General features: G+C 44.7%; 13 protein-coding genes. 7 read left to right on the plus strand and 6 right to left on the minus strand.

All coding sequences use genetic code 11. From position 1 onward, the window contains the following. Nucleotides 1–158 precede the first annotated feature (158 nt). From BTO10_RS07070 to BTO10_RS07095, 6 genes are all read right to left on the minus strand, one after another. Nucleotides 159–2,051, minus strand: coding sequence for a methyl-accepting chemotaxis protein (locus BTO10_RS07070; protein WP_105024069.1), 1,893 nt, complete (start codon nucleotides 2,049–2,051; stop codon nucleotides 159–161). A 690-nt stretch (nucleotides 2,052–2,741) separates the two neighbouring features. Further along, nucleotides 2,742–4,277, minus strand: a complete 1,536-nt coding sequence (locus BTO10_RS07075) for a M28 family metallopeptidase (protein WP_105024070.1) — start codon at nucleotides 4,275–4,277, stop codon at nucleotides 2,742–2,744. Between the two features lie 113 nt (nucleotides 4,278–4,390). Further along, on the minus strand, nucleotides 4,391–6,760 hold the full coding sequence (locus tag BTO10_RS07080; protein ID WP_105024071.1) for a M4 family metallopeptidase: 2,370 nt from the start codon (nucleotides 6,758–6,760) through the stop codon (nucleotides 4,391–4,393). 539 nt (nucleotides 6,761–7,299) lie between these two features. Continuing rightward, a complete protein-coding gene (locus tag BTO10_RS07085) occupies nucleotides 7,300–7,575 on the minus strand; it encodes a hypothetical protein (protein ID WP_008216093.1) in 276 nt (91 codons plus the stop codon). A 198-nt stretch (nucleotides 7,576–7,773) separates the two neighbouring features. Continuing rightward, entirely contained in the window at nucleotides 7,774–9,093 is a 1,320-nt protein-coding gene (locus BTO10_RS07090) for an ATP-binding protein (protein WP_105024072.1), read from the minus strand. 36 nt (nucleotides 9,094–9,129) lie between these two features. Next, entirely contained in the window at nucleotides 9,130–9,834 is a 705-nt protein-coding gene (locus BTO10_RS07095) for a response regulator (RefSeq protein ID WP_032553949.1), read from the minus strand. 453 nt (nucleotides 9,835–10,287) lie between these two features. On the opposite strand from BTO10_RS07095, the gene BTO10_RS07100 reads away from it, so the two are divergent. The 7 genes from BTO10_RS07100 to BTO10_RS07130 all read left to right on the plus strand — a co-directional run bounded on the left by BTO10_RS07100 (nucleotide 10,288) and on the right by BTO10_RS07130 (nucleotide 19,255). Then, complete coding sequence (locus BTO10_RS07100; protein ID WP_004736870.1) at nucleotides 10,288–11,379, plus strand: hypothetical protein; 1,092 nt, start codon at nucleotides 10,288–10,290, stop codon at nucleotides 11,377–11,379. A 226-nt stretch (nucleotides 11,380–11,605) separates the two neighbouring features. Next, a complete protein-coding gene (locus tag BTO10_RS07105) occupies nucleotides 11,606–13,288 on the plus strand; it encodes an LruC domain-containing protein (RefSeq protein WP_032553948.1) in 1,683 nt (560 codons plus the stop codon). A 9-nt stretch (nucleotides 13,289–13,297) separates the two neighbouring features. Then, complete coding sequence (locus BTO10_RS07110; RefSeq protein ID WP_004736868.1) at nucleotides 13,298–13,810, plus strand: hypothetical protein; 513 nt, start codon at nucleotides 13,298–13,300, stop codon at nucleotides 13,808–13,810. 407 nt (nucleotides 13,811–14,217) lie between these two features. After that, nucleotides 14,218–14,820 carry a transcriptional regulator BetI gene (gene betI / locus BTO10_RS07115; RefSeq protein ID WP_004736867.1) on the plus strand — a complete coding sequence of 201 codons (603 nt, stop codon included), beginning with the start codon at nucleotides 14,218–14,220 and terminating at the stop codon, nucleotides 14,818–14,820. A gap of 104 nt (nucleotides 14,821–14,924) precedes the next feature. Continuing rightward, nucleotides 14,925–16,385, plus strand: a complete 1,461-nt coding sequence (gene betB, locus BTO10_RS07120) for a betaine-aldehyde dehydrogenase (protein WP_105024073.1) — start codon at nucleotides 14,925–14,927, stop codon at nucleotides 16,383–16,385. Nucleotides 16,386–16,457: 72 nt separating this feature from the next. Further along, nucleotides 16,458–18,161 carry a choline dehydrogenase gene (betA, locus tag BTO10_RS07125; protein WP_105024074.1) on the plus strand — a complete coding sequence of 568 codons (1,704 nt, stop codon included), beginning with the start codon at nucleotides 16,458–16,460 and terminating at the stop codon, nucleotides 18,159–18,161. Between the two features lie 122 nt (nucleotides 18,162–18,283). Continuing rightward, nucleotides 18,284–19,255: a choline ABC transporter substrate-binding protein gene (locus BTO10_RS07130; RefSeq protein WP_105024075.1), complete on the plus strand. Its 972-nt coding sequence runs from the start codon at nucleotides 18,284–18,286 to the stop codon at nucleotides 19,253–19,255. Nucleotides 19,256–19,309 lie beyond the last annotated feature (54 nt).

A 19,309-nucleotide genomic window follows, 5' to 3' on the forward strand; every position in this document is an offset into this window, starting at 1 on the left:
CTTGCCGAGATGGAAAAGAGATAACTAGAGGTTGTTGTGTGGGGTGTTTTGAAAAATCGTTTACTCAAATCACCTGGGGGGTAATATGAGGTTTAGCTTTGGTGTTGTGATTAGGGGAATAGCTTCCCCTAATCAGTCTTTATTGAATCTTGCTGAGGTTAACGGTTTAGCTTGAAGGTACTGACTGCTTGTGTGAGCTTCTCAGACAGTGCAATAAGCTCTGACGCTTTCTCTTGGTTCGATGCAGACAAGCTGTGTGTCTGACGGGCTTTGTCATTGACGTCAACGATACTCTGGTTGATTTCGCCTGCGACAAGGGTCTGTTCTTCAGTCGCTGTGGCTATCTGTGTATTCATGTCTTCAATAATAGTAATAGAGCTCGAGATTTCATTGAGTGAAGCCTGTGCTTGCTTCGCATTCTCCATGGTGACATTTGACGCCTCTCTGTTCATCTGCATCATTTCCATAGAGCTATTGGCTTCATGTTGCAGTGAAGTAATCACCTCTTGAATTTCGTTGGTACTCTGTTGAGTGCGGTTGGCTAGGTTACGAACCTCGTCAGCAACAACTGCGAAGCCTCGACCTTGCTCACCTGCTCGTGCGGCTTCAATGGCAGCGTTAAGAGCGAGTAGGTTAGTTTGGTCTGCAATGTCTTTGATCACGTCCAATACGGTGCCAATGCTTGAGGTTTTCTCACCTACAGTGTTAATAACATCGGATACTTCTTGAATCCCTTGAGAGAGGCTCACAATACTGTGATTTACAGTATCGAACGTTTGATTGCCAGACTGTGCTTCTTGAGCTGCTTGCATTGCCGCTTCTGAAGCTCTATGGGCGTTTTGTGCGACTTCATCTACAGCGACCGACATTTCGTTCATTGCCGTCGAAGTTTGCTCTAGCTGTTCCATTTGTGAGGCAGAGCTGGCATTCACGTTGTCGGCAGCGTTGGTTATGCCTTCGGCAAAGGTAAACAGGTCGTTTGATGAATTACGGATGGTTTCAATTGTGGTGCTCAGCTCATTGACCATATCGTTAACCGCAGCGTTAATACCAATCGCTTTACCCTGTTGCTGTTTGATTGCGGTAAAGTCACCAGAGGCTACTTTAGCTACTGTCGCTTCTATTTCGCTTGGCTCTCCACCGAGTGGGCGGTAAACCAAAACTTCAACAACGTAGTAGACGCATCCAGCACAAATAAGTAGCAGTAATAAAGAGGTAAATAGAGTCTCTTGTAGGTTGTCATTTGAGTCCTGATTTACATTAGACTCTTTATCCCATGCCCATACACTCCAGCCAAGATCGTTGATTTTCGCCCCACTTGCTAGGAACTCAATATTCTTGTAAGTGTATTCAAAACTTTCTTCTTTCGAAGGGTCGCTGTTTTTAAACGCTGGAATCTCGTTGAAGATATTCTTTCCAATCAAAGACGCGTTTTGTGCGCCCAAGATAAAGCCATCTTTCCGGGTAACGAAGATTTTATTATCAGTGGTGAGTTGCTCGGTGAACCTGGTCAGGTCTTCAACTAAGATGTTTAGAGCAGCCACGCCAACAATCTTGCCTTGTTTGTAGATAGGCGTTGCTAGAGACATTACTTGGTCGCCGGTTGATGCCAAATAAGGGCGAGTAATGATTTTGTCCTCGCCGCTCATTGCTTTCAAAAACCATTCGCGTTGTTTGGTTTTTGCGTTGAAATTTTCGATCAGTCCATTTGTCTTTGACGAGTAAGAAGTACCATCCGCTAGAGAAAAGTAGATGTTAGTAACCTTGGTTGAGCTCATGGCACTATGGAGAGTTGTGATTGCTCGTGATATGTCGACTTGACCACGCTCATCGAAGGATAGCTCATTGCTCACTACGTTCAAAATATCAAAGTAGCGATTAATTTTCTGTCCGATAGTATCTGCAATCAGTTGAGATTTATATCCTAACTGTTTTTTATAACCTATCGTCGAAGAAGCTTCGAAATTCTTCCAGCTTAAAAAGCTTGTCGTCATGATTAACATGACAGTTAGCCCCATAATAGAAAGCATTATTTTTAGTTTAGCACTCATAATTCGTTCCAATATAATCAGTGTTAATTGTTTTTGGTTTTATTATCATTCAGGTAAATGTCTGAATAGAAATAATATAACACTTATAAAATGCACGTATAAGCTCGGTTTATTTGTGAATAATATACATCTAATTAATATATGCAATATTTATTAAATAGGTTGATTACTTATTTGTTTGATGTATTAAGTGCTGCTTTTTCTTGAACCAATATCTCAAATCAAAACTGGTCTTACTTGTCGTTTTTATTGCTTAACCCTTGGTGTGTATGGGTTTGCTGGTTTATTTTCTCCTTAATCAAAATGTGGTTATACATTTCGAACACTCTAAATAAATCATAAAATGAAGGTTTGTTTAATTATATTTAAAATGATTGGACTGGTCTGATTTGTTGATTGCTGCAACGGTAGGTGAGAATTAAATAGATAAAGATACTTCTAATTAAGGCTTTGCTGTTTTAGTTCTTGTTTAAGTTAATTGGCGGGATGGGTTTATTCTGGGTAAAATAAGCTTTGTATATTTGTGGTTTTTATTGCTTTAAATGAACCTATCTATTTAGAGCTAATTTTCTAAATTCTATGATCTATCAATTAATTCGGCTTCTTCCAAAAAACGCAGCCAGTTCGGCTGCGTTTGTTTTGGTTATTTTGGCAATGAGCCATGTCATGCTTGAGTTTAGCTAGTCAGCACTAGAGAAGCTCAGGGATAAAGTTAGCGACGATAGAGACATCGCTGAAGTTGCGATAGCCGCGCACCATGATGCTGAATTCACCCGCAGGTTTGTTCAGTACACATTGTTCATTGCTGCTATTCTGGTACGGGCGGCAGTCAAAGTCCGCTTTCGATACCACACCGTTATATTTGACGTATAAGTCGGCATCGCCACTGCGAGGCCCCGTTATGGTTACGGTCAATTGCCCTGCGTATTCCGTCGTTACGGTAAAGAATTGCTCTTCACCGTAACCTGCGGATAGTCCTTCAATAGGGACGTCATACTGAAGTTCTGTTGGACCTGCAACAGGTGAATCCAAACTAGTTTCAACGAGATAAGCAATCGCCAACTTAGCGAACTTTGAGGCATGGGTTGCAGTCGGGTCTGAGTTCTCAATCGTATCATGCTGAGTGTGGATGCTAGGGTTGTAGTCGTTGAACATGCTCTCGAACGGCATAGCTGCTGAGTAGCCGACGTTGTGCCATGAGGCGTGATCGGAACAGGCATAACCACAACGGTCGAAACTGTAACTGATGTCGCTAGCATAGGTGTCAATCAACTCACTTAGGTAAGCCGTTAGGTTGTTATCAGTGTAGTCGGTGATGAAGGTGATATCGTGCGCCGAGCCATTGTAGTTAGTCATGTCCAACTGAAGTACAGAGACAACATTTGCTTGTTCGTCTCTAAGTGCATTAGCCACATCTTGTGAGCCACGCAGCCCCACTTCTTCAGCCGCATAGCCATAGAACTTGATGGTTTTGTCTGGCTGAATACCACTAGCTATCATCAAACGCAGCGATTCAGTAACGGTAGCAATTCCCGACGCATCATCGTCTGCTCCTGGAGAGATTGTCCCTTCGCTCGTCCAAGAACCAACGGTTGAGTCAAGGTGTCCACCAACGACAACGATCTCTTCTGGATACTTTGCGCCACGTAAGGTGACCTCGACAGATTTTTGCGGGTACTCTGCGTGGGTGATTTGGCGTGCCGAGGCATAAGGTACATCTTCAATTTCCGCTTTCCAGCGCTCTAGTAGCCAATCTGACGCAGCAACACCCGTAGAAGTGGTATAAAAACGGTTGGTGAAGTTGGTTAGATTTTCGATAGTCGCAACCATATTGTTTGGCTCAACCTGAGCAAGCAACTCATTGACGGTGTTTTGATGGCTGATCACTGGTTTTTCGAAGGTGCTCATTGTTAGTGGCATTGCTGAGGCTTTAAGCGCACTTGCTTTGTCTTCGTGCACCATGTAGCCACCACAGCGGTGAGTCTCTTCGTGCATGTGGCTCGAGAGCGCAGCCAGTTGTTTCGCGTTGATTTTTGCGACGACCGAGTGTTTGTTTCCATTCACCGCTGGGTAAACTGTTGCGCCGTGCTCCACTATCAGGTGCTGAGCGTCAGCATCGGTGGTGATCCAAACTTCTGAGTTTTCTGGCGGTGTAATACCCAGGGATGCGTAAGCCGTTGCGCTGCCAAATAGAGCCACAGCGAGAATGCTTTTTTGAATAGCCATTTGATGTCCTTTCTATCGTTTATATTGTTGTTTTTCGCATTGCTTTAGTTATGAGAGTTTTCATTATCCATATAGTTAAAGGGCTCCTTTCGGAGCCCTGAATTAACTATCGATTATTGTGTTTTGATGAAGCGGTAGTGCTTGGTTTCTGAACAAACATCGCTTGAGGTACACACTTGGTACTCCACATCTACTGTGCCGTTGTGACGGAACTTATCGACGTATGAGTTGAAGTCTGTTGCGCCAACATTTTTGCCGTTACGCTTAATCACAAAGTAATCGTTGGTGTCGTAATTCCATGTAAGCTTGACGCGAGCTTTGCCATTCGGGTTCTTGTTACCAAACTTCAGTTTTAGTGGGAAACCTTCCGCAGAGTCACCTTCAATCGTGATTGATTTACTTGTTGATGTTGCAACGCCAGCGTCGTCAGTTACGGTCAGTGTTACCACGTAGTCGCCTGCTTCAGCGTAGGTGTAGCGAGTTACTTCACCCGTTTGTGTGTTGCCATCGCCAAGGTCCCATAAATAAGAGACGATTTGGCCGTCGCTGTCTGAGCTTGTACTGCGAAGTTCGACTTCTTTACCAACCACGCTGTGTTCAAATGAAGATACAGGTGGTACGTTCGTACTGCCCACTTCATATACCGCTTTCAGGTTGGCACCTGAGTATTCTGAGTAGCCCAGAATGTTAACGGTGTAGCGACCTGCTGTTGGGTTCTCGATGACACAAACTTCATTCGTCACGCTTTCACTCTTACAGATGTTCTCTTGTGGGCTTGGCGCATAATCTAGGCCAACATACATATCTGGATCACCCGTAGAGACAGCAAGATCAATCGTCAGTTTGTCCTGGCCTGCAGGTACTTCGATATCAAAGTAAGTCTTGGAACCGGTTCCACCAGTCACTGGTGTCTCAACACCATTTTCTAAACGCTGGTATTCTGGTTCCGGCGGTAGTGGTGGCTCGTCACATGGCGTAACGCCAACCAGTTCGAACGCAGAGACTACATCTTCGGTACTGTAACCAAGGTCAGTTGCTGAGTTTTTCACGCCACAAGCACCTTGCCAGAAATCACTGTTTTCCGACCAGTAGATCTGGTTAGCCAATACGAACAACTCGAATGCTTTCTTTGTGTCCCATCCTTGTGTCGTTGCAAGGTGGTAAAACGCCTTGTTGAATACACCTGAACTGTAGTGCACGTTTAAGCCGTCGTAGTATTCCGATGCGTTGTTGATTGAAGAACCGTCACGCGATGGGTCATCCATGTAACGTAGAGCACCGTCACCTTTAAAGATGTTGCGACCCACCATCCAGTCGTTGGTACCTTTCATGTAGTATTCTGCTGCTTCTCCGGCCATATCAGAGAAGGCTTCGTTCATACCACCAGATTGGTTTGCGTAGATCAGACCTGAGTTTTGCTCTGTGAAACCGTGGCTCACCTCGTGGGCAGACACGTCTAAGCTCACAAGTGGGTAGAAGAAGCTTTCACCATCACCAAAGGTCATCGCTTTGCCGTCCCAGAATGCGTTCTCGTAGTTAGAGCCGTAATGGACACGCATCATGAGTTTGAAAGAGAGTGGTGCTGTATCGAACCAGTTTTTATACATGTCGAAAACGATGTTACCAAAGTAATGAGCATCGTTCAGAGGAGAGTATGCACCGTTTACTTCTTTATGTTCGTTACGTGGGCATTCGTAGCTGTAAGCGGTATCGCCTTCTGTTGCGCCATTTAGGTCAACCGTGACAACGTTTTCAGATTCCATCACACACTCAGTGCCATTCTCTTGAACATCGAGGAAGTGGTAGTCGGTACCGTATTCGTACATGCCTGTCTTCTCATTACCGCCAGGGCCTGTACCGATCTGAGCGTGAGCAATACCTTCCCAGCGGTCGATGATTTCACCGGTGTGAGCATCTAGCATAGTGAATGGTCGCGAAGGCTTGTCACCCCCTTTGATGAAGTAAGAAACAACGTATACTAGGCGTGTCTTATCAACCTTTTGTGCTCCAAGTCCTTGCTTCGACGTGCCTTGGTAAATAAACAGCTCATGTTGTACGTTGTCTAGTGATTTGCTAATTACGTTCTGGTCTTTTAGGTCTTTACTTGCCAGTTCAATTGCTTGAGCGCTGTTGATGGACGGCTTAACGAAAGAGCGCTCCAGAGTCGTGGTTTTCAGGTAGCGACCTTGAACAGACTTAAGTGCGCCACCTTGAACACTTTGGGTTGCGTTTAGGTAGTGCCCCCAAACCGGCGTCCCCCAAATGTTTTGTTGGATCTTAACTTTGTAGATACCGCGCTTTTTCAGGTTAACTTCTTTAACCATTTTGAAGCTTGAAGCATTGCTGACGCCTAACTGAGTATTTAGCCCAGAGAAGCTTGTAAAGTTGATCGGTTGATTAATGCTAACGGATTCACCCGCGTGCACTGATAAAGACATAGCACTAGCTATAGCAACGGCAACTAAACGCTTTTTCATTTTCATTGTTATTTTCTCTTTCCATGTAAAATCCATAAAAACGTAACAAAAATATCACATTGAATTTACATTCTTCGATCGGATTAATTAGTAGCATGGCAGAGCTCTCTTTTATTCATGAAAGTTATATTTCTCGTATTTACAGATGGTTATGATTTCTGTTTATTTTTCGATGTAATCATATGTTTTATTTATAAAATCATGATGAATTTATTAACTGTTATTTATCGAAGTGAAATAACCCCATTATGTGAATTGATCTGTGCCTCAATTAATTGAGTTCAAGCTGATAGAAGAGTAAATGGTTGAAATGCGTACGTTATACTTTACGACGATTAAGCGATTTTAAAAATGATTTTGACGAAGATTCTATCTTTTAGACGCTTATTGCTTAAGTTGTCATTTATTTCTCATCGCGATTTTTGAGACGTTTTTTGGCACAGCGCTCAAAAAGTCAGGAACAAAAAAACCAGCGACGGATGCCACTGGTTTGAAGATTCTTGCTTGGATTAGCTTGCGTTTAACGTTACGTAAGCTCTCGCAAATTACTGCTTTTTACCGCCAACTTGAACGTAGTCGATACCGATGATGCGGTTGATGATGCCAAGGGCAGAGCTTGTGTCAGAGTTTGTTGAACGGATGGTATCAACACTTGCACCTTCAGGAACCAGTTCCATTGCTCGATCCTGTGTATTGCCAGGAATTTGGAAGCCTACGATGTTGAAGCTTTCAGCGTGCGCAGTGTACACCTCATCGTTGTGGGTAATACCTGAACAACCGGCAAGAGATACAATACCTAAAACAACTAATAATTTTTTCATAAACATACCTTTAGAATAAATGGGATCTAGAGGCTTTGCCTTTGGCACTAATGACTCATAAAGAACGTCGGAGCGGTTCTTCGCCGCACTCAAGTGACAAGCCATTAATGTGGCGCCAAGGTTATCTAGATCGAATAAATGGATTGGGAGACAACGCCTCCCTACCGATGTGAACATTATTTCAGAGGTGTTTTGTCGTTACTGTATGGCTTTGTCAGTTGCTTCGTTACAGAGTGGGAAAGTGATGGTGAAGACCGCACCTTTCAAACTAGGGCTTTGAGCGACTAAGACGTTTGCATTGTGTTGGGCGCAGATCTTATCGACGATAGACAACCCTAAGCCATGACCACTCTTCGCTTTATTACGTGCTTTGTCGCCAACATAAAAGGGATCGAACAGGTGTGCTCGGTGTTCTTCTGCAACGCCATCACCATCGTCATGTACCGCAATTTTTAGCTGCTCTTGGTGTTTGGTTACTTCAATTGAAATCTGTGTGCGTGCAAATTTCATAGCATTACGTACGAGGTTATCCAAGGCGCGATTGAGCAGGGTTTCATCGGCCACAATCGACTGCTCGTGTTCTGGTAAGTAAAGGTCAATACTGAGCGCGGTCTCTTTGCTCCAGCGCGTCGTCGCGTGCTCGAGAAAGTCTTTTATTTCAAATGGCTGCTGTAGGCTTTCGAGTTCAGTGCTGTCGAGCTTGGCATAATACAAGAGCTCATCAACCATCTTTTCCATCTCTTCAGTGTCTTCAACAATGCTCTCAATGGTTTTCTTTTGTTCTTCGCTTAACGGCGTGTCTTTCAGCATTTCAGCCTGCCACTGAATACGAAATATTGGTGTGCGCAGTTCATGAGCTACCGCATTGGTGAGCGAGCGATTACTCTCAATTAAGCGGTGAATTCGATCGGCCATGAGGTTGAAGGACTTGTTCAATGAGCCAATCGCGATGCCGCTTGAGATTTCAGCTCGCGTCGAAAGATCTCCTTCTGCAAAACGCAGAGTAGCGGATTCAAGCTTCTTAACTCGTCGGAAGATGATCAGTACATGGCATAAGCCATATAAGATAAAGCTAGCTAAAAAGAACAGCCAGATTAGGTCATCCTCTAACTCTATCTTTTGCCTCACTAACGCTTCACTGTTGGGCAGGTAGTGATAAGTGTTGTCACTGTTTGCTAAGCGAAACCACAGGTCACGTTCATCATCGTGAAAGATAAAGGTATTCGGGTTGGCGGTGAAGAACTCTGAAACGGGGCCTGGTATTTCATCATCTGGGCTGAAGGTCACTAGCTTGTTTCGTGTTGTCTCGACAAACTGATTAATGGCTTGATGAGCCGCCTCAAGCCCCTGATTTTTTGCGATGTTTTCTATAAGTTGTTGGTGCGCTGCTGCTTCATAGTCTTGCAGCACATATTCGTAGTCGGTATTAAGCTGATAGACACAGATCTCATAGGCGATGATGCCGCTCATAAAGCAAACTAGCAGCCCTAATAATGACTCCAAATAGATACGTCGCATAATCGTTCTCTTTCATTACGCTCGTATTGAGCGAGGTTAATGCCAAGCGGTGGACACAAATAAGTAACCTTTACCGCGAATGGTCTGAATTTTTTCTGCTGGCGTATGGTCGTCACCCAGTATTTTCCTTAGGCGCACGACTTTGTTGTCAATGGTTCGATCAATACCGTCATACTCAATACCACGCAAGGTTTGTGTCAAATAGTCACGTGATAGTGGTGTATCAGGGTTACTCGCCAATAGCCAAAGTAGGTCAAATTCACTGTCTGTGAGTGACAACACTTCACCTGCCAGTTCGCACTTCTTATAGGTGTTTTTTAACACCAGTTGATCGAATTGTAGGCTGTCTGAGTCATCGGCTGAAGCGGTACTAGTGTCTTGGCGGCGTAATAATGAACGAACTCTTGCAAGCAGAACTCTTGGTTTGATTGGCTTAGTGACATAGTCATCAGCCCCTGTCTCTAAGCCTGCGACGTGATCAAAGTCGTCGTCGCTAGCAGTGAGCATCAGGATTTTACCTTTGTAATGTGTACGCGTCTGTCGGCAGATTGTAAGTCCGTCGCTTACAGGAAGCATCAGGTCCAGTAATACAATGTCTGGTTGTTCAGCGAGGATAGTCTGTGCAGCACTGCTGCCATCATCGAGTACCGAGACGTCAAAGTCTTGTGCGATAAAGTAGTCTTGCAACATTCTTTGAAGCTTCAAATCATCTTCCACGATGATCATTCTAGGTTTTGTCATTCCATTATCAGCCTTATCGTGTGTTTAACTTATGAGATTTCATGAGTGCAATTATCTTACCTGGATAATCATAGTTGCATATTCGGTTCGAATGCTTCACGAAAAATACCTGATGCAAATGATTAAACACTTTATAAGTTAGTTCAATGCTGAATTGGCATTTATAACAAAAATAAAAAACATTGTTCAAATGTAAGACTGGCCGCCACCAAACCCAATTTTCGAATGGGTTTAATGGCGAGGTTCTATTTCAAGAGACTAGATGTAAAGCGGTAGGTGCACTAAGCCATACCCAATGGGATACTTGGAACTCTCGGGTGACTTTCAATAAGCCTGGAGGCAGTCCCGTTTTTTCGAGTATCAGTCGCTGTACATTCTATTACATTCCCACTACAGATAGTTTGAAGTCTAAATAATAGAATTTCCCCATCTTACGTTTGGGGGAATCATTGCATGAAGTACTATCGAAACGCGCTGTTGGCATTACCATTAATCTTTTTAGCTGGATGCCACTCTGGCTCTAACACCATGAAAAAACAATTACCTCAACCTAAAGCCGATTACGTGTTCTCATCGGCCAAGCTAGGAAAGTTGTATCAAGACCGAGAAGAGCTACAAGAAGCCTTCACACTGAATTACGATGGTGTGCAGTACGAGAAAGTGATGTTTGCCGAGGACATTAGCGGGCAGCAGAAAGTCATCAGGCTTGTCGACCGATTAGGTCAAACCATTGACATGTATTTCCCTGATGCTGGAGTCGATACCTGTGGTATTTATAGGGAAGGGGATTTCTATGATGAGTTTGATTGCAATGCTGCACAGCGCTCAGTGTCGAATGAAACCACATTAATCCAAACGACAACCAGTGATAGAAAACTGCCTATTGAATTTGAGTTCTATACCGAAGCGTTAGATTACGTGACGACGCTAGGCTCTACGGTTTTAACCCGCTCTCTACAAGATAACAAAGTCACGATTACCACTTCGTTCGCTTTTCAAGCCTTTTACCGATATAGATTTAATGAGCCCAGCGTTGGTGAGCGTATTGACTCCACTTTAGGCGCATCAACCTATTCTCAGTTATTTGATATTGTGAAGTTATCTCAAGGCCGAGATATGACATTCAAGTTCGATAATCATATTGGCGGCAGTGCCGATGATGAAATCAACATGTACACCGGACGTATGATCCATAGTAATAAAATGACAACCATTGTGAGTCCAAGAGGTTCGGTTTTCTCGGGTGGTACGGACCTATTCGCAGCGGGTTACCCACGTATTTTGCAACGTGCAGACACCAGTAAAGCTATTGAACAGAATAAGCAGGTTGGTGTACACAGTTGGGCTGAGGGAGATAAAACCGCGAAAGAATTTCCTTACACTGATGTGAGCCATCGCAGTCAAGCGACTTACTTTAACAAGGTGATGGGAGACAAAGGGATCGCTTTTTATATGTTTACCCTAAATTCAGCCCCAGCGTCTGGTGAGCATTGGATGACGAAAGCGGACTCTGATAAATACAGTTTTATTACCCGTATTGAGTAAGTTTGGGGACGATAACTGAGCGTTCTTCATCGATTACTAAAGGTTGATAGTGGCTTTGTCATTATCAACCTTTTTTGTGTTTGTTTTTTCCATTTCAACTTCATTCTCAAATTGAGAAAAACGATAGAATTTTCTGTAACTAATTGTTAAGTATGACTTTATTTTTCGGCATTATACTTGCTCTATTTTTCTTTACACGTTTAAGGCTGGTGAGAGAGGGAATAGAATGAGAAATTGGAATTCAGTCATACTGCCGAGTTGCTTGGTGCCATGTGTTGCGATGGCGTTGACAACCGCAGACCTTACATTTGAATCTGGAGCGGACGCTTCTAATTATTCAGCAAAAGGTAAGCCCAATAACACTTACTCGATAGCTGAATCACTCCCACAAGACGTTTTAACTAACGTCTATTCGATGCTGCCTGAAGGTACCACTGTCAACAGCGCTTTTATTGCACCTGAGCGCTACTCTAGCATCGACATTGATGATGAGTTGGACGGTGCAGAGTACGCCACAGCTACAATCACTTTCTTGAACGAAGGAGCAGGTTACCGCAACACCCTTGGTTACTTCGTTTTTGATACTGATAACCCTCCAGCAACTAAAGATGATATCAACGCACATGTCGTGGTGTTTCCTAATACGTCCGTTGCTGATGTTGGGGAAATGCAAGAAGGGGACTCCATTGATCTCAGTGTCCAACTTACGGCAGGTCAAACATTAGCCTTTTTTATCATCTCTAATGGTTGGGGCTGGGAAGGATCTTATAACAACATCCCGTGGCTTGGTGGCTGGGGCACACCTTTCTACAGCTATCCAGCGCTTAACCCTGAGGCGTCAGCTGACAATAGAAGACATAATGTTGCTTTCCTGGATACCGAGAATGAGTTTTTGGTACTTGGCTTTGAGGATATTTATCGTCCAACGGGAGACAACGATTTTAATGATTTGATCTTTACTGTTGAAGTGACGCCATTTATTGCTGTTGATGGGGTTAACGAAGATGGCACAACAGACTCAAAATATGAGGTGCTTGTCCAAGAGAACAATGAAGATGTGACAGTGACAACCGTCTACCCAAGTTCGAACAGCTACGCAACGATCGCCTTTGAGGATAACTGGCCACTAAAAGGTGACTACGACTTCAATGATGTGGTTTGGCGCTACAAAGTGACGGAGCAGCTCAATGGTCAACGAGAACTTAAAAACTTGACCGTAGATTACACACTTCAAGCGATGGGGGCAGGCTACTCGAATGGTTATGCAGTGAAACTACCGAATGTTTTACCTGCGAACGTAGCATCTACGACACTCACTCGTAATGGCGTTGCCGTTGGTCACACGATTTTACAAGCGGGAGACAGTGAGACGATATTGATGGTGTCAGAAAATCTAAGAGAGGATCTGGAAAACTTAGGTGAACTCACAGAAAGCTGTGTTTTCTACCGAACTCAAAGTGCGTGTTCTGGGGTACAAAACGCTGACGTGCTTAACTACCAACTGTACGTGGAATTTACTACACCAGTATCACGTGATGACATAGGTTACCCACCTTATGACTCGTTTATCTTTGGAGCTGATGGTACTTATCACGGTGACTTCGTTACGACCCCACCGGGTATGACGTGGCAAACTCACTTAAAAGAGTTTTCAGGTACAAGTGATATGAATGACACCTTGTTCAACAGTCATGATGATAGCTCTTCAGGCTCTGAGTCGTTCAAAACCAGCAATAACATGCCATGGGTTATTAATATTCGAGACGAATGGGATCACCCTGTAGAACTGGTTGATATCAGTGATGCCTATACGTCATTCCCTACATGGGTAACCAGCAGCGGTGAAACTGATGGTGAATGGTATAAAGCACCGACCACTAACAAAGTTATATCAGCGACGGATGAGTAGGAGAGCACCATGAATAAGATCAGCAAATTAATCACCATGACATCCTTCTCACTCATAGTCAGTGCTTGTGGCGGCGGTGGAGGAGGTGGCGGTGGTAACACGAGTGCATCACCTGCACAGACTCCAGATACGACACCGTCTCCAACGCCTGCTCAACTGCCTGCGTCAGCAATCCAACCAGCCGCGATCAGTACGTCTGACATTGTGGCGCCTGTTGGTTTCTCATTTGATATTGGGGAGAAGATCAGCTTGTCAATGGATTACACGGGAACGACGGCAGGGGCTCTTCATTTGTACTCTGAGTCAGCATTTGTCATGAGTAATGGTGATGTTGTTGCGGAGCCTACTTCTCGAATCACAACCGTTTATCCAACACACACCGATGTCGTAGAGTTAGAAGTCAATGGCAACTGGGAGCAGATCTATGCTCGTTGGGTGCCAATGAGTAGTAAGGAGCAAGAACAGAGCTGGGTGATCACACTCGATCAGCCGAGCAATAGTTACCATTTAGCTTTCCAGTAACGTGTCGCTTCTCGATAAAATATCGAGCGATATTAGTGATAGTATTTCCAATTTAAAGTACCCAAATATTTGGGTACTTTTATTTTTCACCTGCTTTCCCTTCCTTTATTCCAAAGAAAAATAGAGCCGAAAAGAGGGCTTTCTCATTTAGTAAGCCCACCTCCTCTTCTGCTTAAAATTTAGGCGTTTTAATCAATATCTGTTGAGCCATAACCATCATAGTTCAAACTTTTAATGAATTTGATTAGTGCTCTGAATGAATATTAAGTGTCTGTTTTTACAGTGATTGTTGTTTGGTTGGTGTTGTTTTGTTAACGGTTTGTTTTAAATAATAATTTGAACCCTAACTAAACTTCTGTCATTTTATATTTAACTGAACGTTCAATAAAAAATAAAAGGACTGAGAAATGCCGAAGGTTGGGATGCCTGATATACGTAAACCACAGCTTGTTCAAGCCACTATGGCTGTGATCGATCGAGTGGGTTTACATGCCGCGAGTATTGCGTTGATCAGCAAAGAAGCGGGAGTCTCTACCGGCATCATTAATCACTATTTTGGTGGTAAGCACGGCCTGCTCGAAGAGACCATGCGTGAAATCCTTCGCCAACTGTCCAATACCATCACCACCTCATTAAAAGCCCTTCCTGTTGATGCTCACCAACAGAGGATCAATGCGATCATCGATGGCAACTTCGAAGGCTATCAAGCCGAGAATAAGGTCGCGAAGGCGTGGTTGGCGTTTTGGTCTTACTCCATGCATGACGAACAGTTAAAACGATTACAGCGCGTGAATGAAATACGTTTACTCTCGCATTTACGCCTTGAATTAAAAGGTATTTTGGATCATGAACAAGCGGATCTCGTTGCTCACGGGATTGCTTCTCTGATTGATGGTTTATGGCTGAGAGGCACGTTAAACCCTGATGGTATTGATGCTAAGAAAGCCAAAGCCATCATCAATGATTACCTTGATAAACAACTGACGTTCTATTCGTGTGACACTAAGTAGACCGCGGTTTTGTCATAGAGCAGCACTAGAACGACCAATACTTACAACTAACATTCAAACAAGACCAACAGAGTCTAATAACAACAATCAAGTCAGAATCTCAAATGGAAATGAACTCGTTATATATTGACGGCGCAGCAGTGAACGCTACGTCTGGTGAAACCTTTGATAGCATCAATCCAGCAAACGGCGAGCCTATTGCCATGCTAGGCCAAGCCTCTGCGGCGGATGTCGATAGCGCTATCGAATCAGCAAAACGTGGCTTCGCAGTGTGGTCAGCAATGACAGCAGTCGAGCGCAGTCGCATTCTTTTGAAGGCAGTAGAAATACTTAGAGCTCGAAATGATGACCTTGCAAAACTTGAGGTTGTTGATACGGGTAAGCCACTACAAGAAGCGATTGAAGTGGACGTAGCCTCTGGCGCGGATGTTATTGAATACTTTGCTGGCCTGGCGCCAACGCTGCAAGGTGACCAACAACCGCTTAGCGAATCTCAGTTTTTCTACACACGCCGTGAACCGTTAGGTATTTGTGCGGGCATTGGTGCGTGGAACTATCCAATCCAAATTGCGATGTGGAAATCAGCTCCGGCGCTGGCTGCGGGCAACGCGATGATTTTCAAACCTTCAGAAGAAACACCGTTAACCGCTCTCAAACTTGCCGAGATCTTTACCGAAGCAGGCCTTCCAGATGGTGTGTTCAACGTGGTTCAAGGTGATTACCGTGTGGGCCAAATGCTAACGACTCATCCTGATATCGCGAAAGTCTCGTTTACGGGTGAAACCGGTACCGGCAAAACAGTAATGGCTGATAGTGCTAAAACTCTTAAGTCAGTGACGATGGAGCTTGGTGGAAAATCACCAATGATCGTGTTTGATGACGCAAAACTGGACGACGCGGTTTCGGCTTCTATGGTCGCTAACTTCTACACACAAGGCGAAGTATGCACCAATGGTACTCGTGTTTATGTGCACGAAAACATTTACAACGCATTTATCGAACAACTCAAAATGCGCACAGAGAAACTGGTCATTGGTAATCCAATGGAGATGGAGACTCAGATCGGTGCGTTGATTTCTAAAGAGCATCTTTCGAAAGTCCTTGGTGCGATTGAGCTGGCTAAACAGTCTGGCGCAACTTTGTTGACGGGCGGCTACCAAGTAACGGATAACGGCCTCGAAAATGGCAATTTTGTTATTCCAACGGTGTTTGTCGATTGTGATGACTCTATGCCACATGTCCAGCAAGAGATATTTGGCCCTGTGATGTCGGTGATGAAGTTTACCGACGAAGACGATGTGATTCGCCGTGCTAACGACACCAAATATGGTCTGGCTGCTGGTGTATTCACACAGAACCTTTCTCGTGCTCACCGCGTGATCCACCAAATGCAGGCGGGTATTTGTTGGGTAAACACTTGGGGTGACTCACCGGCAGAAATGCCTGTTGGTGGCTACAAACTTTCGGGTATTGGTCGTGAAAATGGACCAGAGACTCTACTTCACTATACGCAGACTAAGAGCATTCTTATCGAACTTGGCGATTACGCCAGCCCTTATGCCTAACGCGTAACACTCGATTTAACGGGCTAGCGTAATAGAGCTAGCCCAACTGACTCATCTAAGGGAATAGATAACATGGAACAACGCTACGATTATATTATCGTCGGCGCGGGTTCGGCCGGCTGTGTGTTAGCGGATAGGCTAACGGAAAGCGGTGAACATAGCGTTTTATTACTCGAAGCTGGTGGTACGGATAAGAGCATTTTTATCCAGATGCCAACCGCGCTTTCTTACCCAATGAATACTGAAAAGTACGCTTGGCAATTTGAAACTGAGCAGGAACCGGGCCTTGATGGGCGTGAACTGCACTGCCCACGTGGCAAAGTGTTAGGTGGTAGCTCATCAATCAATGGCATGGTTTATGTGCGTGGCCATGCGTGTGACTTCGATCAGTGGGAAGAAGAAGGTGCGGCCGGCTGGAATTACCAAGCGTGTTTGCCTTATTTCCGCCGAGCTGAATCGTGGAATAAAGGCGGCGACGAATACCGTGGTGACAATGGCCCGGTCGGCACATGTAACGGTAACGATATGGCGCTTAACCCACTTTACCAAGCGTTCATTGATGCAGGTAAAGACGCCGGTTACCCAGAAACTCAAGACTACAACGGCTATCAGCAAGAAGGCTTCGGCACCATGCACATGACGGTAGACAAGGGGGTTAGAGCCTCAACCTCTAACGCTTATCTGCGTCGAGCATTGAAGCGCCCAAACCTTACGTTGAAGAAAGGCATCGTGGCACGCAAGTTTTTGATCGAGGTTCAACCGGACCAAAGCAAGAAAGCAGTCGGTGTGGAATTTGAAAAGTCAGGCAATATCCAAATTGCTATGGCGAACAAAGAAGTGATCTCTTCTGCGGGCTCTATCGGCTCTGTTCAACTACTACAACTATCAGGTATCGGCCCGAAAGCCGTACTTGAAAAGGCAGGCGTAGACGTTAAACACGAGTTGAATGGTGTGGGAGAAAACCTTCAAGACCACCTAGAAGTGTACTTCCAATATCACTGTAACGAACCTATCACGCTTAATAGCAAGCTTGGCTTAGTGAGCAAAGGAATGATCGGTGCTGAGTGGGTTCTTACTCGCAAAGGCTTAGGTGCGACCAATCATTTTGAATCGTGCGCCTTCATTCGATCTCGCAAAGGATTGAAATGGCCAAATATCCAATACCACTTCCTGCCGGCGGCCATGCGTTACGACGGCCAAGCCGCCTTTGATGGACATGGCTTCCAAGTTCACGTTGGACCTAACAAGCCAGAGAGTCGCGGCACGGTAGCCATTACCTCAGCAGATCCGCATGCCAAACCTCAGATTCAATTCAACTACATTTCGACCGAGCAAGACCGCCAAGATTGGCGTGACTGTATTCGTCTAACGCGCGAAATTTTGTCGCAACCAGCAATGGACATTTACCGTGGCGAAGAGATTCAGCCGGGCTCGGATGTGACTTCTGATGAAGCGATTGACGAGTGGGTTAAGCAGAATGTTGAAAGTGCTTATCACCCATCTTGTGGCTGTAAAATGGGTGCTGACGATGATCCGATGGCAGTGCTTGATGAGCAGTGTCGCGTTCGCGGCGTTGATAATCTGCGTGTCGTTGACTCGTCTGTTTTCCCAACTATTCCAAACGGAAACTTAAACGCGCCAACCATCATGGTTGCAGAGCGCGCATCTGATCTGATTCTGGGTAAACCAATGCTTAAAGAGCAAGACGTTCCTGTGTGGATTGCACCTGAATGGCAAGAGAAACAAAGAATCCACAAACCCGTCAGAGAAGCGTAACGCGCGGTGACTGGGTGAAAAACGATAAGAAATTCGCAATAAAAATAATTAGTTAAAAGTCAGCAAAACTGCCTCTACCGTGTGAGAAGAGGCAGAAAAAGGAAAGATTAAAAGGAACCATTATGACGACTCTAAACATGCACAACGTGACCACAAAAACGTTAGCGACATTGGCGATTAGTTCATTTGCATTTGCAGCTAACGCTTCCGTTGAACCGCAACAATGTGAAAACGTGCGTTTTGCCGATGTTGGTTGGACTGACATTACCGCTACCACCGCTGTCACCACTGAGCTTTTAAAAGGCTTAGGCTACACCACTAAAACCGACCTGCTTTCAGTACCTGTAACTTACTCTTCAATGGCTAACGGCGACATCGATGTGTTCCTAGGGAACTGGATGCCGACGATGGAAGGCGACATTGCTAAGTACCGTGAAGCGGGCACTGTCGAAACGGTTCGTGCCAATCTAGAAGGTGCTAAGTACACGTTAGCGGTACCTAAATACGTGTATGACGCGGGGGTTAAAAGCTTCGCAGATTTAGCTAAGCACGCCGATAAATTCAAAGATCGTATCTACGGTATCGAGCCAGGTAATGATGGTAACCGTCTAATCCAATCGATGATTGACTCTGACGCATTCGGTTTAAAAGATTTCAGCCTAGTTGAATCAAGTGAAGCGGGCATGGTGTCGCAAGTATCACGTGCAGCGCGTCGCAGCCAATGGATTGTTTACCTTGGTTGGGCACCGCACCCGATGAACAGCAACGTTGAGATGGAATACCTTGCTGGCGGTGACGACTTCTTCGGCCCGAATTACGGTGGCGCGAATGTTTACACCAATGTTCGTTCAAACTACCTATCTGAATGTTCAAACGTCGGTCAGCTCCTGCAAAACCTAGAGTTCACACTAGAGATGGAAAACCAGTTGATGGAAGCGATTTTGAACCAAAATGTGAAGCCTGAGAAAGCGGCTCAGCAATGGTTGAACAGCAATCCACAACAAGTGGAAGCTTGGTTAGATAACGTTAAGACACATAAAGGTGAATCTGCAACTCAAGCGGTTACAGAGTACCTAAAGCAAGTAAAAGCATAGCTCTATCTATCGATCTGTTTACCAAAGCTACATAAAGAATAAAGGTGGGCTTCG

Source organism: Vibrio chagasii, from assembly GCF_002954585.1.
In the GTDB taxonomy this organism is placed as follows: Bacteria; Pseudomonadota; Gammaproteobacteria; order Enterobacterales; family Vibrionaceae; genus Vibrio; species Vibrio chagasii_A.

Coding starts and splice junctions, on each gene's coding strand:
- BTO10_RS07070 (WP_105024069.1), bottom strand. CDS start 2,051: ATGAGTGCTAAACTAAAAATAATGCTTTCTATTATGGGGCTAACTGTC.
- BTO10_RS07100 (WP_004736870.1), top strand. CDS start 10,288: ATGAAGTACTATCGAAACGCGCTGTTGGCATTACCATTAATCTTTTTA.
- BTO10_RS07090 (WP_105024072.1), bottom strand. CDS start 9,093: ATGCGACGTATCTATTTGGAGTCATTATTAGGGCTGCTAGTTTGCTTT.
- betA (WP_105024074.1), top strand. CDS start 16,458: ATGGAACAACGCTACGATTATATTATCGTCGGCGCGGGTTCGGCCGGC.
- BTO10_RS07085 (WP_008216093.1), bottom strand. CDS start 7,575: ATGAAAAAATTATTAGTTGTTTTAGGTATTGTATCTCTTGCCGGTTGT.
- BTO10_RS07110 (WP_004736868.1), top strand. CDS start 13,298: ATGAATAAGATCAGCAAATTAATCACCATGACATCCTTCTCACTCATA.
- BTO10_RS07075 (WP_105024070.1), bottom strand. CDS start 4,277: ATGGCTATTCAAAAAAGCATTCTCGCTGTGGCTCTATTTGGCAGCGCA.
- BTO10_RS07130 (WP_105024075.1), top strand. CDS start 18,284: ATGACGACTCTAAACATGCACAACGTGACCACAAAAACGTTAGCGACA.
- BTO10_RS07105 (WP_032553948.1), top strand. CDS start 11,606: ATGAGAAATTGGAATTCAGTCATACTGCCGAGTTGCTTGGTGCCATGT.
- BTO10_RS07095 (WP_032553949.1), bottom strand. CDS start 9,834: ATGACAAAACCTAGAATGATCATCGTGGAAGATGATTTGAAGCTTCAA.
- betI (WP_004736867.1), top strand. CDS start 14,218: ATGCCGAAGGTTGGGATGCCTGATATACGTAAACCACAGCTTGTTCAA.
- BTO10_RS07080 (WP_105024071.1), bottom strand. CDS start 6,760: ATGAAAATGAAAAAGCGTTTAGTTGCCGTTGCTATAGCTAGTGCTATG.
- betB (WP_105024073.1), top strand. CDS start 14,925: ATGGAAATGAACTCGTTATATATTGACGGCGCAGCAGTGAACGCTACG.